Origin of the sequence: Micromonospora sp. NBC_00389, from assembly GCF_036059255.1 — a bacterium.
Lineage (GTDB): Bacteria > Actinomycetota > Actinomycetes > Mycobacteriales > Micromonosporaceae > Micromonospora.
Genome location: NZ_CP107947.1, coordinates 1,917,033 through 1,933,351 on the forward strand (window position 1 = coordinate 1,917,033; position 16,319 = coordinate 1,933,351).

The following is a 16,319-nucleotide window of genomic DNA, read 5'->3' on the forward strand; positions in this document are numbered from 1 at the left end:
GGCGCGTCGACGGCCAGTCACGATCGAGGAGATGAGGTGACGTCCGGGTGTCCCAAACCCAGGCAGAAGCCGCGGTCATGCAGCAGACCGCCGCGAAGTTCGAGCAGGTGGACCAGTCGTTGCAGTCCATGCTGACCGGCCTGCTGGCCGAGCTAGAGGTGTTGCAGCAGGCCTGGCGCGGCGCTGGCGGGCGGTCGTTCGAGCAGGTCAAGCAGCAGTGGTCGCAGGACCAGGCGGCGCTGCACCGGGCGCTGCGGGAGACCGCCGGTGCGATCCGCACCGCCGGCCGGCAGTACGACGTCTCGGACGACGAGGCGGCCAGCCGGGTGGCCGGCACCAACCGCGGCGGCATCCAGCTGCCGCTCTGATCCCGCTCGAGAGGGAGATCCGATGGACCACGGTGTGCTGGTCGTCAACTTCGCCGCGCTTCAGCAGGCCGGCGCGGACATCCAGAAGGCGCTGAACACGCTCGACTCGCAGCTCGGCCAACTCGAACGGGACGCCGCCCCGCTGGTGGCGAGCTGGACGGGCGAGGCCCGGCAGGCGTATGAGCAGCGCCAGGCGCGGTGGCGCTCCGCCTCACAGGACCTCCAGGCGATGCTGCGCGACATCAGGCTGGCGGTGGGCGACTCCGCCACCGACTATCTGGACACCGAGAAGAAGAACACCGGGCTGTTCCAGTGATTCCGGTGGCCCGGGAGCGCTGACCGTGTCCGGGTCGGCGCCCCGGCCGCGCCTGGTCGCGGAGCGGGGCGGCGGGCTGGTGGGTTCAGATCGGGCCGCGGAGCGGGGCGGCGGGCTGGTGGGTTCAGATCGGGCCGCGGAGCGGGGCGGCGGGCTGGCGGGTTCAGGCCGGGTCGGCCGGGCGCCACCGCCGGCGCGCACCTCGGGGCAGCACCAGGGCGAGCAGCACCACGGCAACCGCCGTCGTGCCGATCACGGCACCGACCAGCAGCGCCCGGTCCCGGGCAGTCGCCCGACGAGCCTGGCGAGCGACCAGCGCCGGGTCGACCCGGTCGTCGGCGAGCGCCGCGACTGCCCGAGGGCCGGCCGGCCGGGCACCGCCGGTCTCGGTGACCGCCCGGTAGGGGTTCAGCACACCAGCGCCGTACCCGCCGCCATGACCCGCGCCGGGTGCCGGATCGGCGGTGGCGACGATCCGCTCCGCCACCTGGGCGGCGGTCAACTCGGGCCGGTACTGGCGCAGCAGCGCCGCGGTGGCAGCCACGAACGGCGCCGCGTAGCTGGTCCCCTCGACCTGGTGGTGGCCCTGACCGGGCGCGGCGGCCAGCACCTCGCTGCCGGGTGCGACCAGGTCGACGTACGGACCGGCCTGCGAGAAGGTCGCCCGCCCACCGCCCGCCCCGATCGCTCCCACCCCGAGCACCCCGTCGTACGCGGCGGGGAACGGGCGCGGGTCCCCGTTGTCGTGCAGGTTGCCGGCGGCGGCCACCAGCACCACGTTCCGGTCGACCGCGTACCGCACGGCGGAGTGGACCTCCGGGTCGTCGGCGTACAGCACCACGGAGAGGTTCAGCACGTCGGCGTCGTGGTCGACGGCCCAGCGAATGGCTCGGGCAAACTCGCTGGCGCTGACCGTGCGCCCCGACTCCCGCCCCTGCACCACCTGCTGCTCACTCACCCGCACCGGCAGGATCCGGGCACCCGGTGCCAGGCCGTGGAAGGCGACGCCCGGTTGGGGTGCCGCCGCGATGATGCTCGCCACACCGGTGCCGTGCCCGGCGCAGTCCCGGCCGCCGTCCCCGCCGGGGTCGAGCAGGTCGGTACCGGCCAGCACCTGCCCGGCCAGTTGGGGATGCACCCGGTCGACCCCGGAGTCGACCACCGCCACCGTCACCCCGGCTCCGGTGGCCAGCGGCGCGAGCCGCGCTGGGTCGTACCGCTGCTGCGGCCAGGGCAGCGCCGTGACCGGCCGGACGGGGGCGAGTGGGGTCGCGCAGGCCGGTGCCACCCGGAGCGCGACGTCGGCGGCGACGGCCGGGGCGGCCGTGCCGGTCAGCAGTGTGGCCGTCAGACCTGCAAGGACCGGGCGCGCAATCGACCGGGACATCGACGGCCTCCGTATCGTGTCGGCTCCGGAACGGGATGTTATCGCCTCATCGACGCGCAGGCGGACCGCCGCCGGCCAGCAATTGTGATCTTGGTACCACCTTGTAGGTTGTACGCGATACCTGTGGCCCGTTCTCGGAAGGAGAGGTGGCCGTGACCGAATGGGAGCCGGCCACGGAGGCCGAGGTGGCGATGCGGGACGCGCTGCGCGCCAACGACCAGGAGCTCTACTTCCGGCTTCTGTCCCGCACCGATCTGTTGTTGCCGGTCGCCGCCCCTGCGCTGCCCGGTCAGGCACCATCCGGCTGGGGCACCTGGACCACCGGCGGCCGGACCCACGTGCTGGCCTTCACCTCCGCCGCCGCGCTGCGGGCCTGCCTCGGCGATCACCCCGGCAGCAACCGACGCGTCCCGTTCACGGATCTCGCGGTCGGCTGGCCCAACCAGGAGTGGTGGCTCGCGGTCAACCCGGGGTTGCCCGTCGAGGGGTACCTACCGCCCTGGTTCGTCGCCCAGCTCTCCCGGGGCGACGTCCGGCTGCCCGGCCGCGCCATGGGCGCCCGCGCCCGCCTGGAGCGGGCCGAGACCCTGTCCCGGTCCCGGACCGGTGGGTCCGGTCGGGACGGCACGAACGCCACGGGTGCGTCGCCCGACACCGGGTCGACGTCGTCCGGGTTTGACCCGGCGGCGACCCCGTCCGGGCTGCCCTCGCCAGCGCGGGGCGCGGTGCCCCGGGTGGGCGGCCCGGTCGCACCGGGCACGTCGTCCCGGACGCCCGGCCCAGGTGAGCTGACGCGCCGATCTGGCGGGGAAGACATGCCCGCCGCTGGTCAGCGGTACCCGACCGGCCCGCCCCGACCCGGCAGGCCGGGCGACGCAATACCCGGCGTGTCCCGGTCGGCCGCGTCCCGGTTCACGCCGCTGGCGCCTGCCGACCGCCCCAATGTCGCCCCCACCGAGCAAACCGGTGCCGGTGCGGGCTGGCCGCCGCCGAAGCGGCCGGGTGCCGACGTCAACGGCCCGGCCGCCGGCAACGGTCCAGCCCCCAGCAACGGCCCAGCCGCTGGCAACAGCAGCGCCGAGAGCGGCCGACGCTCCTTCTTCGAACCGGCGTCCGGCCGGGGCCGGACCACCGGCCCGGCCTCGGGCGAGGGCCGGTCCGGCGACCGCGCGGTTCCGCCGTCCCGGTTCGGGCCGGGCAGCCAGCCCTTCCCGCGCCGCCGCCCCGCGGACGGGCCGGGCGGCGAGAACGCGACCCGGGCCTTCCCGATGCCGGATCCGGACGCCACCCGGCCGCTGCGGCCCCCGGCCGTCGACCCTGGCGCGTCCCGGGGGGTACGAGCGCCGGCACCCGACGACGAACCCACCCAGCCACTGCCACCCCGCCGGTCCGGTCCGCTGGCCGAGGAGCCCACCCGTGCCTTCCGGGTGCCCGGTCGACCCACCGGCGAGGTGCCGCTGACCCGACTCGGGCGAACCGATCCCTCGGCGGACGAGACCCAGGCGATTCCGCGCCGCCGAACGGGCGATTCGGGCCGGTTCGAGCCGGGGGAGGAGCTGCCAGCGTCCATCGCGGAACCAGTCTCCGGCCCGCCCGCGCCGCGCCGCGGCTTCACGCCCATCGTCATCGAGGGCACCATCATCGAGTCCCGTGACCTCCCCGACCCGGCCGAGGCCGAGGGCCCGGCCGACGCCGCCTGGCGGTCCGGTCCGCAGTCCGCCGCCGCGCCCTCGTCCAGTCCGGGCCAGTTCGGTCCGGCAGCGTTCGCCCCGGAGCCCACAGCCCCGCCGTCCACCGGTCCGGGCCCGTTCGGCTCGGCGGCGTCCGTCCCGGAGCCCACAGCCCCGCCGTCCACCGGACTGGGCCAGTTCGGTCCGGAGCCCACAGCCCCGCCCACTTCCGGCCCGGACCAGTTCGGTCCGGCGTCGTCCGGTCCGGGATCCTCGGGGCTGGGCCTGTTCGGCCCGTCGGAGGCCGGTGTGGGCGGCGGCCCGGCGGACGGTGGCTGGGGTGGCGTGCGCGTTGACGACCGCGTCGGCGGGCAGGACGGCGAAGATCGCGCCGACCTCGCCGGACCACCGGTCGGCGTGGACGGCGCGGATCGGGTCGCCGACGATGTCGGCGGGCAGGCGCCGCGACCTCGGACGGGCAGCGGGGCGGAGCCGGCGCGGCCCGACGCCGACGACAGTGCGGAGCGCACGGTCCCGGACGGCGGCGAGCAGCACGGGCGGGCACCGGTCGAGTTCCTGCCCGCCAACACGGTCGAGGAGGACCTGCTCGGCGCGGCCGGTGCCGGCAGCACGGACACGTTCCTGTCCACGCTGCTGCTGGCCCGGGTCCTGCTGCCGGCCGCCCCGGATTCGGTGCGGGGCAGCCGCCCCGGCGACCCGGGTTTCGTCTGGCGCACCGAGCAGTTGGACGGCGAGACGTACGTGGTGGTCTACACCTCCCCGGAGCGCCTCGCCGACCACGCCGAGGGCGACGTCGACACGGTCCGGGTGAAGTTCGCCCAACTGATCCGGCGCTGGCCGGACGAGGACTGGTCGTTCGCCGTCAACCCGGGCACTCCGGTCGGGGCCAAGCTGCCCGGCGAGCAGATCGTCGCGTTGGCCAACTGGGCCGCGGAGGTGGGGCTCGGCGACGACCTGGAGGTGGACGCGGCGGAGACGCCGGTCGTGGCGGAGCCCGCCGCCCGCCCCCGGTACGCCCCGGCGGCCGTCGACCCGGCCCGACCAACCGTGATGCAGAAGGCGATCGCGCCCAGCCAGCTCGCGTACTACCTGGAGCGGGGGTACGACCGGGTCTCCGGTTTCGTGCACCGGGCCGGCGAGTTGGCCCACCTGACCACGCCGGCTCAGTTGCACGACGCGCTCGGCCTCAGCTACCCGGATTCGCCGTTCGCTCGGGACGCCGAGGAGATCTACGTGCTGCGCTGGCCGGCGCACCGGCCGAGCCTCTACCGGATCCCGTACGGCGGTCAGAACGAGCCGGCGATGCGGGCCATGGAGGGCTGGGTCATCGAACGCGCGCCGTTCCGGGGCAACGGCTTCGCCCCGGGCGAGAGCAGCGACGTGGTGGCGGAGTTCAAGGTGGACAGCGCGCGGCTGCCACATGGTGCGCAGCTCTGGCGGATCGGCGTGGACGGCACCGAGCGGGTGGTCGCGGTGCTCGACACGGACGCGGTCGTGTGGCGACAGGTCGGTGAGGCGTGATGCGGGACGGCTACGTGGCCCGTTGGCAGGGCCGGGAGTACCAGGCCAGCCCGGACGGCGATGACATCCGGCTGTACCAACCAGAGCCTGCTGAGGGCTTCGAGGAGGTCCGCGCCGGCCGGTACGTGCGGGTGCTGCCGGCGAGCGAGGTCGAGGACCTGGCGTACGTGCGGACCACCTGCACCTGGCAGGGGCAGCCGTTCATCGTGCTCGGCGAGCACGACGCCTGGCTGCGGGTGGAGTACACCGGCGGCCGCTGGCCGGTGGCCCAGGCCATGCGGCTGGAGGTGTTCGACTTCGGCGTCTACCAGGGCTGGGCGCCGGCCGCCGAGGTCACCGACCTGCGGGAGCAGCGGGTCTGACCGTTCAGGACTTGGCCCACCGCAGGATCTCGCCGAGCACCAGCTCCGGTGCCTCCAGGTGCGGGAAGTGCCCCACCCCGTCGAGCAGCCGCCACTCGTACGGGGCGACGACGTACCGGCCGGAGCCCAGTGCGGTACGCGGCAGGGAGGCGACGTCCAGCGCCCCGTGCAGCTGGAGGGTTGGGGTGACCAGCGGCTTCTGCATCAGCCGGACGAACCGGTAGCCGTGCAGCCGTAGCACCGAACGGAACGCCCAGCGGTACCCCTCCAGCGCACAGAACGCGGCCTGCGGGATGCGCATCGCCTCCCGGCTCCGCTCGGCGTACGCCTCGAAGTCCGGCCCGGCCACCCAGCGTGGCCCGCCCCAGCGGCGCAGGATCTCCGCCACGGGCGCGGCGCCGTCCCGGGTCAGCACGTGCTCGTAGCGGGGAAGCTGGAACTTCAGCGCCGGGGTGGAGGCGGCGAACTGCCCGCGCGGGTCGGCGAAGATGGCGGCGCGCAGCCGCAGCGGGTGCGGGGCACCCAGCACCACCAGCCGGCGGACCAGGGACGGGTGGAACGAGGCCACCGTCCACGCGACCATGCCGCCGACACCGCTGCCGACCAGCGTCGCCGACCGCTCGCCGAGCGCGCGGATCAACCCGGCGATGTCGGCGGCGAGCGTGTAGCCGTCGTACCCCCGGGGTGGTTTGTCGCTGGCGCCGTAGCCGCGCAGGTCGACAGCGACCGCGCGGAAACCGGCGTCGGCGACCGCCGGCAGCATGTCGTGCCACGCCCACCAGTGCTCGGGGAAGCCGTGCAGGAAGAGCACCATGGGTCCGGTGCCGGCCTCGACCACGTGGAACTGGGTGCCGTTGGCTCCGACGAAGCGGTGGGTCCACGGCCCCTCGGTGAGGACGCAGGACTCGTCGACGGCTTCGCCGCGCTGGTCGGTCATGCGCCCAGCCTAGGACCCTGGCGCAGGGCGCGGTCCTTGCCGTCCGCCGTGTCCGCTGCTCAGCCGGGCGCAGTACGACGGCTCACCGCGACACGATGCTCATCGGGAGGCCCGGCCCGCAGCTGATGCGGGCTCGCGCGGCGGCGATCCGTAGCGTCACGAAGCTCCCCGTCCGCAGCTCGCCGGCGTCCGGACCGTGCAGCGCGTACTCGGTTCCGTCCTCGGCGACGAGCCCGTAGCAGGGGCCGGTGCCGCCCCGGGTGACGGTGCCGCTGACCAGGTCGTTCTGCCGCAGGTCGCTGGGCGGGCTCGGTTTGGCGACGGGCGGGCGCATCGTCGGCGGCTCGGTGGCGGACAGCGGAGGCCGGGCTCGCGATGCGGTGGCGGCCGGTGCGGGCGGGCTGCTCGGGTCGAGCGATGGCGTCGGGGGTGCGCTCGGCAGGGTGGTGGTCGGGGCGGGTCGGTCCTCGGGTGGCGTACCGCCGTCCCCGGTGCTGGCGCACGCGACCATCGTCAGCAGCGGGATGAGCAGGAGCAGGGCACGGGAGGCTGTGGGCACGCTTCTTCGACGCTGGTCGAGGCGCCCCGGTTCCGGAGGGCCGTGGAGCTCACGCGACGACGGCAGCGGAAACGGCAACGGCGCCCGGGGAGTCCCGGGCGCCGCTGCCGTTTACTGCTGAAGGAACTAGGAGATACGGATCTTCATCGAGGTGCCGTCCTGCTCCTGAACCTTGATCTTGACACCGGCTGCGGGGAGCTTGACGCCGTGGTTCGGCAGCTCCTCGTAGAAGTACTTCTTGGTGTCGTCGAACAGCGGCTCCGCAGCCTGGCCGCGGATGTACTGCGGCTGGCTGTTGAGGTGCAGGGTGAACGAGTCGGCCTTCTTGAGGCTGAACGGTGCGTCGTAGACCTGGACGCGGGCACGCCACGGCGCGCCGGTGAGGTTGTAGATCGGGCGCGGGTGCGCGTCGATGTACAGGTTCCGACCCTCACCCGGGTGGGCGACCGTGTTGTTGTCGGGCCAGCGGGTGTTCCAGTACGAGATGAGCAGGCCCTCCTGGTACGCGTAGTGGTCCACCCAGTCCGGGCGGGTGTTCGCGTAGCCGAAGAAGTACGGGCCGGTCTTCAGGTACTTGTCGTACGAGACGTACGACCGGTTGCCGGCGATGTAGTAGTTGTCGAACAGGCGGGTGTACGTCGCGCCGACGACCTCCCAGCCGTCGAGCGCCCAGCCGGCGTCGGTCTCGGCACCGTCACTGAGCACCGTCTGGCCGTCGGCCGTCACGGTGATCGCGTCGCCGAAGAAGCCGCCCTCGGCAACGCCACCGTCGGTGACGTAGTGCAGGCGGACCTGAGCGACCTTGCCGGCGAGCGAGGTGAGCGGGATGTTGATGTCCGCCCACGCGCCGTTGCTGCTGCCGTCGAGGGCCGGGCGGTTGGCGCCGTCGACGCCGATCGGCTGGCCGTTGACGGTGCCGTCCAGGTCACTCCAGGTCTGCCCGCCATCGGTGGACGCCTCGAAGTAGAGGTAGTCGTACCCCTCCTCGATGGCGTACTTGCCCTTGAGGGACATCGAGGCGGACGATTTGCCGGTGAGGTCGAACGTCCTCGTCATGGCCTGGTTGAGGTTGTCGTCGTTACCGGAGAAGTACTGCTTCGCGCCTTCGAACGGTGCGCCGTAGTTGAAGGTGTACTCCCGCTGGGGCAGCACCACCACGGCGGCCTGTGCCTTGGCCGAGTTGTACTCCTGTGGCCCGAGGTCCAGCGTGCGTTTCTGCCCCGCCACGATCACCTCGTAGTCGAGCCAGCCGAGCTGGAGCTTGTTCCACGCGCCCAGGTCGCCACCACGGTCGCCGATGCCGGCGTCGTTCTTGGCACCGAGCCGGCTCTGGGCCATCAGGGTCCAGTGCTCGTTGTTGTTGTCCGCCGGTCCGTAGTCGTCCGGCAGGCCCAGGTCGTGGCCGTACTCGTGGTAGAAGACGCTCCGGCCGCCGTTTTCCGGCTGGATCGTGTAGTCGCGGATCCAGACGCCGGTGTTGCCGATCTGGGTGCCACCGATCGGGAAGTTCGGCGGGCCGACGGGCGAGCTGTTGAAGGCCGACCAGCGGTGGCTCCAGATGGCGTCCTCACCCTGGTGCGGGTCACCGTCGGCCTGGTCGCCGCCGGAGTGGACGATCTGGAAGTGGTCGATGTAGCCGTCCGACTCGTTGAAGTCGCCGTCACCGTCGAAGTCGAACCGGTCCCACTGGTCGTAGGAGCGCATCTCCTCGGCGATCTGGGCGTCCGTCCGGCCCTTGGCCTTCTGGTCGGCGACCCACTGGTTGGCGGCGTCGCGGATCAGTGCCCAGGTGTTCGAGCAGACGTTGTCGCCGCAGACGGCGGGGTCGCCGGTCGGGTCGTCGTCGGCCTTCGGGTCGTCGGAACGACCGTAGCGGGCCTCGTTGTACTGCACCTTGACCCAGTCGGTGACCAGGCCGTTGACGGTGTACCGGCCAGAGGACTGCGCCTCGTAGTACTGCTTCAGCGACTCGTCGCCCGGGTTGGTGCCGAAGTACAGCTGGCGGAAGTGCTCCGGACTGAAGTCCGGCTGCCAGACGGTGGAGTTGTCCACGGCCCGGTTGGGCTGCGGAATCTGGTTGTGCAGTGGTCCGTTGAAGGTCGTCGGCCCGGCGATGTCCGGGTTCATGTCCTTGTCCGGGTAGGACGGGTGCCGCTGGTCTCCGAACTCGGCCAGGATCACGAAGATCTTGTCGGTCCGCTCACGCTTGAGCTCGACGTACTGGTCCCTGGTCTCCTGGCCGCCGGAGAAGGTGCGGGCGTTGGATCCCGTCCCGCTCGTCTTGCCGACCTTGACGACCGTGCTGCCGTTGCGCTCGATCGGCTTGCTGCGCCCGCTCAGCACATCGCTGAGACCCTGCTGACGCAGCTCGCGACGCTTGTCCTCAAGCTTGTCGGGGAGTTCGTCCTTCAGTGACTGCGGTTCGGCGGCGGACGGAGCTGCTGCCGGCAGTTTGGGCGCAGGCGCCGCCGAGGCGGACGGGCCGAACGCCAGGCCTGTCGCCGTCAGTGAGAGCCCGAGCAGACCCACTGCGACTTTGCGCACGTGGTACCTCCGGTGTGAGGGAGCCGGCCCAACGGGGGTACAGGCCGGTGACAGATCGATCCCACTAGTGGGACCAATGGTGAACATAGACACTGCTGGGACGGGTGGGAAGATGCCCACGTCGATTTGTTGCAAGAATTTGTTGGGAATGCTTTTCACCGTCACACCCCCGCGCTTCATCAGGGACGCTGACCAGCGTGGACCGGCCACGCACGTTTTATAAAGACATATTTCGATCGATGTGATCGGACATGCGACACCGCCGTCCGGCACTCCGGCACCCACACGCGGAACGGCCCGCCCGGAGCGTGGTGCTCCGGACGGGCCGCCCGTTGTTCCGTCGGACGACGGAACTGTCGGCGTCAGTTCCTCGCCGAGGTGACGTACACGGTGGCGGACGAGTTGTCCCGTGCGGTCCGCTTGATGGTGAGCGAGACGCCGAAGTTGACGCCCTGATCACCGGGGTTGCCGGTGCCCAGCACGATCGCCCCGCCGCCCAGGGTCACGCCGTAGAACTCCGGCGCCGGGCTGCCGTCCGGGTGGGTGACCCGGGTGGTGTACGGCGCGTTGTTCCGCGACGGGAGCACCACCGAGGCGTCGTTGTCCCGCGCGTACGCTGCGCCGTCCCGCATCTCGATGCCCGGGTACCAGGTCTTGGCATCGGTGAAGGTCTTCACGCCCGGCTGGGACTTGAACTTGGTGCAGTACGCGCTGTACGGCTCGCCCGCCGCCTCCAGGCACTCCGTGAAGGAGTACGTCGGCTTCAGCGAGAACGCCGCGTTCGCCGACTGCGGACGGCTGGGCAGGTTGTCCGTCACCGACGGGTCCTTCACGGCCGCCTCACCGGTGCGCCGGTACGGGTCGAAGTGCGAGTCGACGATGAGCAACCCGCCCTTCGCTCCATAGCTGGGCAGCGCGGTCATCTGCCCGGTGACATGGTTGACGTCGCCGAGCGCGGTGTCCCGGTACCAGACCAGCATGCCCGGCGCGTTGTACGAGATCCGGTCGACCTTCCACGCGTCATGCGAGTAGATCGTGTCGTAGGCGTACTTCAGGCCCTTGTCGAAGCCGTCGAAGTTGCGCCACTCGGCCAGGTAGTAGTGCGCGTGATTCTCGGTGCCGCTGCTGACCTTCCAGCCCGCGCCCGTGGTGTCGACCCAGGTGCCGCCGGTGGCCGTCCAGCCGTTGTCGCCGCCCTCGACGTCGTCGCTCCACGTGGTGGCGCCGCCGCCGGTGACCGAGAAGTCGTCGACGAACCAGTTGCGCTCCTCGAACGCCTCGTCGGTGGCCAGACGCAGCCGCAGCTGGATCGTCGTGCCGGCGTACGCCGACAGGTCGACGTAGTCGTGGCGCCAGCCGTCGGTGCTGCCGGTCAGCCCGTACTTCTTGCCGCCGAAGTCGTTCATCCGGCCGTTCGGGTCCGGGTAACCGTCGGGCGTGGTGACCGCTGTTCCGGCCTCGTCGTACACCTTCGCCTCGGTCCAGGACGTGCCGCCGTTCGTCGAGATCTCGACGAAGCCGTAGTCCCAGTCCTGCTCGATGATGTAGTTGTTCCACATCCAGAACTTCGCGTCCGCCGCCGCCGGCACGTCGACCGAGCGGCCCAGCTTGACGTCGGCCCACTCCTGGTCGTTGTTGCTGTGCCACATCTTGGTGCCACTGTGCGGCGTGGCCAGCGTGGTCACCTTGTCCGGCAGGTCGATCTTGATGCCGTCCTCGGTGCGGACCGGGGTACGCGAGGTCTGCCCGAGTTCCACGTTGCGCCCAGGGGAGCCGGGGGTCACGGTGAGCGGGTCGGCCCAGCCGAGCACCCACTTGTCCCAGATACCCATGTGCGTCGGCAGCGCCTGGAAGATCTCACCCGAGTGCGATCCGGAGGCCATCAGGTCCCAGAAGTCCACGTCGGAGTCGGCGTTGCCGGAGGTGTCGTAGAGGTCCGGCAGACCGAGGTCGTGACCGAACTCGTGCGCGAAGACGCCGACGCCGGCGTCCTCCGGCTGCACGATGTAGTTCGACACCTGGAGGTTGGTGCCCGGGATGCGGTAGCCACCGGCAACCGACGAGGAGTGCGCCCAGACGGCGTACACACCCTCGGCGCCGCCGCCGCGGGACTTGCCCTGACCGGCGTGCACGAGCACCAGGTGGTCGATCACGCCGTCCGGCTCGAAGACGTTGCCGTCACCGTCCCGGTCGGCCTGGTCCTCGATGTCGTAGTCGGCCCAGGGGAAGTTGGGGTCCTTCGCGGCGAGCGAGTCGATCGCGTCGGTGGCCAGCCGGCCCGCGCCGGCCGGGTTGTCCGGGTGGCCGTTCATCGACTGCTCACGGCCGGGAACCCAGTTGCCGTTCGCGTCCTGGAAGCAGCGGTTGGCGGCGTACCAGCCCTCCGAGTGCGGCACGGTGATCCACGGGCTGGCCTGCCCCGCGACCGTGTACGCGTTCTTGGACATCTCCAGGTACATGTTGTGCATGGTGCGGCCGGAGATGTCGATGCCCCGCTTGCCGTCCGGGCCCGTCAGGTCCTTGCGGACCCGCTCGGTGATGCCCTTCTTGCTGTAGAGCATCTTGTCGTAGTGGGCCGGCGAGAAGTCCGGCACCCACATCGAGTTGTTGTCCTCGTGCGGCAGGGTCGCCGGGTTCACGATGTTGTTGTGCTTCGGGCCGTTCTGGACCGTGCCGGGGACACAGGTCCGGTCCTCGAACACCGTCTTCGGGACCATCACACCGGTGAAATCGTCGTTCGCCTGGTCGTTGAACTCCACCAGCAGCGTCAGCAGCTTCGCCGTCTGGGTGGTCGGCGCCTGCTTGATCTTCCGGGGGTTCTTGCCGGTCTTGATCGACTTGGCCTCGATCTTCGCCAACTGCTGGGCCGTCACCGGGTTGCCCCGAGCGTGCTTCTGGTCGAACGCCCGCGCGGCGTCGACGGCGGGGATGTAGACGCCACCCTTGCCCTTGACCTCGCGGCCGGCAGTGTCCGGCTGAACTTCGGGCTCGGCGTAGTTGATGTAGTACTCATCGGCGCCGATCACCGCCCTGGGGGTGGCGGACGACGACTGGGCCGCCGCGCTGCCGGTCACGGTCAGTGACGTGGCCGCGAGGGCGATGGCGGGCAGCGCGACGAGTAGTCGTCGTCGCGCCCCGGACTGCGGTTTGTGGTTCATGCCGCTCCGTTTCTCGGGCATGGGGAGGAGGACGTTGGGGCGCCGACCATCGATGTGATGAACGTCGAACTGTCCCAACCTGCGTGAACCTAAATCACAACTGGCCGAAAGGACAGAGGCGACCCGCTGCCTGTGTCCGTTCAGCTTCTCCGGGCTCATCCGACTGACCGATGTGACACTGGCGGGGCTGCGTGGGTCGTACCCGTAAGAAATAACGGAGGGTGGCGGTCCGCACGGACCGCCACCCTCCGGTGTGTACGCCTGCTGTCAGTCCTCGTCGGACTTCGTGCCGCTCATCCCGGAGGAGATCAGCTCCATCACGGACGAGTCCTGCAACGTGGTCACGTCGCCCAGTGACCGGTGCTCCGCGACGTCCCGCAGCAACCGGCGCATGATCTTGCCCGAGCGGGTCTTCGGCAGCTCCGGCACCAGCATGATCTGCCGGGGCTTGGCGATCGGGCCGAGCGTCTTCGACACGTGGTTGCGCAGATCGGCGATCAGCTTCTCGCCCGCCTCGCCGGCGATGTCAGTGCTGCCGCGCGGAATGGCGAACGCGACGATCGCCTGACCGGTGGTCGGGTCGGTGGCGCCCACCACCGCCGCCTCGGCCACCGACGGGTGCGACACCAGCGCCGACTCCACCTCGGTGGTGGAGATGTTGTGCCCGGACACCAGCATCACGTCGTCGACCCGGCCGAGCAGCCAGATGTGCCCGTCGTCGTCCTTCTTCGCCCCGTCACCGGCGAAGTACATGCCCTCGAACCGGCTCCAGTACGTCTCGATGAACCGGTTGTCGTCACCCCAGATGGTGCGCAGCATCGACGGCCACGGCTCGCGCAGCACCAGGTAGCCACCACCGCCGTTGGGCACCGACTGGCCCTGGTCGTCCACCACGTCGGCCACGATGCCCGGCAGCGGAGTCATCGCCGAGCCCGGCTTGGCCGCGGTCACCCCGGGCAGCGGGGAGATCATGATGGCGCCCGTCTCGGTCTGCCACCAGGTGTCCACGACGGGCAGCTCACCCCGGCCGATGTGCTGCCGGTACCAGATCCACGCCTCCGGGTTGATCGGCTCGCCGACGCTGCCCAGCAGCCGGAGCGAGGACAGGTCGAAGCCGGCCGGGATGTCGTCGCCCCACTTCATCATCGTCCGGATCAGGGTGGGAGCGGTGTAGAGGATGGTGACGCCGTACTTGTCGACGATCTCCCAGAACCGGCCCTTGTTCGGGGTGTCCGGGGTGCCCTCGTACATCACCTGGGTGACGCCGTTGGAGAGCGGGCCGTACACGATGTAGGAGTGGCCGGTGACCCAGCCGATGTCGGCGGTGCACCAGTAGACGTCCGTCTCCGGCTTCAGGTCGAAGACCGCGTTCGCCGTGTACGACGCCTGGGTGAGGTACCCACCGGTGGTGTGCAGGATGCCCTTCGGCCGGGCCGTGGTGCCGCTGGTGTAGAGGATGAACAGCGGGTGCTCGGCGTCGAACGGCTGCGCGGTGTGCTCGGCTGAGGCGGTCTCCACCGTCTCGTGCCACCAGTGGTCCTTCGACGACCAGGCCACCTCCTCGCCGGTGCGGCGGACCACCAGGACGTGTTCGATCGACGGGCAGTTCGCCACCGCCTCGTCCACGGTCGGCTTCAGCGCCGACGGCTTGCCCCGCCGGTAGCCGCCGTCCGCGGTGATCACCACCTTGGCGCTGGCGTCCTGGATCCGGTTGCTGAGCGAGTCGGCCGAGAAGCCACCGAAGACCACGCTGTGCGCCGCGCCGATCCGGGCGCAGGCCAGCATCGCGACCGCCGCCTCTGGGATCATCGGCATGTAGATCGCCACCCGGTCGCCGGCGGTGACACCCAGGTCGGTGAGGGCGTTCGCCGCCCGGCAGGTCAGCTCGTGCAGGTCGGCGTAGGTGAGAGTGCGGGTGTCGCCGGGCTCGCCCTCCCAGTGGATGGCGACCTTGTCGCCCCGACCCGCCTCGACGTGCCGGTCCAGGCAGTTGTACGCCACGTTGAGCTGCCCACCGACGAACCACTTCGCGAACGGCGGGTTCGACCAGTCGAGCACCTCGTCCCACTTCTTGGACCAGGCCAGCCGGTCGGCCTGCTTCGCCCAGAACGCGAGCCGGTCGGCGTCCGCCTCGGCGTAGGCGTCGGCGGTGACGTTGGCGTTCGCGGCGAGCTCGGCCGGCGGGGGGAACTGGCGCGTCTCGTTCAGCAGATTGGCCAATGCCTCGCTCATGCCGTGACTCCTCGTCCTCGGGTGACCTGCGTCTCGCTGGGCACGAGGGTAGTCGCGGTGCTCCCGGCTCGCGACGGCTGCCCGCTCCGTCGCGCCGAGCGGCCCCCGCCGCGCGCCCGACGGCCCTAGCGACCGCGCCCGCGCCACGCCGCGCTGCGCCGCGCGGCCGTGCCCGTCGGGACGGTCCGCGTGGCCAGCCTGCGTCGGGCGGTCGTGCCCGCCTGGCCGGTCCGCGTAGCCGGCTTGCGTCGTGCGGCCGTGCTCGCGTGGCCGGCCTGCGTCGTGCGGCCTTGATCGACACGAGGTCGGGGATGTCGCGGTATCCGGCGGTTGGAACCCCCCGTTATCGGCGACATGGTGTTGACCTTGCCCTGCCCGCGCGGGCGCGGTCGGCGTTGGGCGGTGGCCCGGGTCGCGTTGCGGCCGGGTGCGGCTCGAGAGGTCGGGCCGGGTCGCTAGCGTGGCGGGGTGACCACGGACCCGCTCGCCCCGCTGCTCGCGCTCGCCGACATCGCCGCCGCCGTCGAGCGGGCCCGCGAGCGGTTCGACCAGGCGCTCGGGCACCGCGCGTTGCGCCGGCACGGCGGCCAGGTCGCGGCCGAGGTCAGCCTCCGGTCCGCGGTGGCCAGCGCCGCCCTCGAGGGGTACGCCCACGAGCGCGAAGCCGTCAGGAGCGGCACGGTCACCGACCCGGTGCTCCAGGGGGCGCTACGGGTCGCCGGGGCGCTGCCCGGGCTGAGCGAGCTCTGGCCGAAGGCCCCCCGACAGGCCCTCGCGAAGCTGCACGTACTCGCTGCCCGGGACATGGTGCCGGAGGACGAACTGGGCCGACCGGTCGCCGACCCGGTGGTCGCCGCCCGGCTGGACGGGCTGGCCGGGCTGGTCGCCGGCGGCACCAGGGTCTCGCCGCTGGTGCTCGCCGCCGTGGTCCACGGGGAACTGCTGAACCTGCGCCCGTTCGCCGGCCCGTCCGGCGTGGTGGCCCGCGGTGCCGCGCGCCTGGTGCTGCTCGCCAGCGGCCTCGACCCGCGCGGCCTGCTCGCCGTCGACGTCGGTCACCGTGAGCGGGAGCCCGAGTACGTCGGCTCGGCCAGCGCCTTCGCCACCGGCACCCCGGATGGTCTGCGATCCTGGCTGCGCCACTACATGGCGGCCGTGGAGGTCGGCGCCGACCAGCTCACCGCCATCGGCGACGAGATCCTCGCCGCCGCCTGAGCTGCGCACCTGCGGCCGTCGATCATTTC

Annotated in this window: 11 protein-coding genes; 5 read left to right on the forward strand and 6 right to left on the reverse strand. The window is 71.6% G+C overall.

What is annotated here, in order from left to right; all coding sequences use genetic code 11:
* Positions 1-47: 47 nt before the first annotated feature.
* Positions 48-368, forward strand: coding sequence for a WXG100 family type VII secretion target (locus OG470_RS09160; protein WP_088986744.1), 321 nt, complete (start codon positions 48-50; stop codon positions 366-368).
* A 22-nt stretch (positions 369-390) separates the two neighbouring features.
* On the forward strand, positions 391-684 hold the full coding sequence (locus OG470_RS09165; protein WP_328422665.1) for a WXG100 family type VII secretion target: 294 nt from the start codon (positions 391-393) through the stop codon (positions 682-684).
* Between the two features lie 163 nt (positions 685-847).
* Here OG470_RS09165 and mycP read toward each other — a convergent pair whose 3' ends face one another.
* Positions 848-2,071: a type VII secretion-associated serine protease mycosin gene (gene mycP, locus OG470_RS09170; protein WP_328422667.1), complete on the reverse strand. Its 1,224-nt coding sequence runs from the start codon at positions 2,069-2,071 to the stop codon at positions 848-850.
* Positions 2,072-2,223: 152 nt separating this feature from the next.
* Here mycP and OG470_RS09175 point away from each other — a divergent pair, with 152 nt between their 5' ends.
* Both OG470_RS09175 and OG470_RS09180 read left to right on the forward strand, forming a co-directional pair.
* The gene (locus OG470_RS09175; protein WP_328422669.1) at positions 2,224-5,283 is read left to right on the forward strand and encodes an SseB family protein; all 3,060 of its coding nucleotides are present in this window, start codon (positions 2,224-2,226) and stop codon (positions 5,281-5,283) included.
* Complete coding sequence (locus tag OG470_RS09180) at positions 5,280-5,645, forward strand: hypothetical protein (RefSeq protein ID WP_328422671.1); 366 nt, start codon at positions 5,280-5,282, stop codon at positions 5,643-5,645. Before OG470_RS09175 ends, OG470_RS09180 begins: the two co-directional genes overlap by 4 nt.
* Before the next feature lie 4 nt (positions 5,646-5,649).
* Here the strand turns inward: OG470_RS09180 and OG470_RS09185 are convergent, their stop codons facing one another.
* The 5 genes from OG470_RS09185 to acs form a co-directional block, all read right to left on the reverse strand.
* Positions 5,650-6,582 (reverse strand): alpha/beta fold hydrolase, encoded by a 933-nt coding sequence (locus OG470_RS09185; RefSeq protein ID WP_328422673.1) that lies wholly within the window; start codon positions 6,580-6,582, stop codon positions 5,650-5,652.
* 82 nt (positions 6,583-6,664) lie between these two features.
* Positions 6,665-7,141: a hypothetical protein gene (locus tag OG470_RS09190; protein ID WP_328422675.1), complete on the reverse strand. Its 477-nt coding sequence runs from the start codon at positions 7,139-7,141 to the stop codon at positions 6,665-6,667.
* A gap of 126 nt (positions 7,142-7,267) precedes the next feature.
* The gene (locus OG470_RS09195) at positions 7,268-9,670 is read right to left on the reverse strand and encodes an immune inhibitor A domain-containing protein (RefSeq protein WP_328426239.1); all 2,403 of its coding nucleotides are present in this window, start codon (positions 9,668-9,670) and stop codon (positions 7,268-7,270) included.
* A 377-nt stretch (positions 9,671-10,047) separates the two neighbouring features.
* A complete protein-coding gene (locus OG470_RS09200) occupies positions 10,048-12,843 on the reverse strand; it encodes an immune inhibitor A domain-containing protein (RefSeq protein ID WP_328422677.1) in 2,796 nt (931 codons plus the stop codon).
* A gap of 267 nt (positions 12,844-13,110) precedes the next feature.
* Complete coding sequence (gene acs / locus OG470_RS09205) at positions 13,111-15,075, reverse strand: acetate--CoA ligase (protein ID WP_328422679.1); 1,965 nt, start codon at positions 15,073-15,075, stop codon at positions 13,111-13,113.
* Between the two features lie 468 nt (positions 15,076-15,543).
* Between acs and OG470_RS09210 the strand changes: the two genes are divergently transcribed.
* Positions 15,544-16,290: an oxidoreductase gene (locus tag OG470_RS09210; protein ID WP_328422681.1), complete on the forward strand. Its 747-nt coding sequence runs from the start codon at positions 15,544-15,546 to the stop codon at positions 16,288-16,290.
* Positions 16,291-16,319 lie beyond the last annotated feature (29 nt).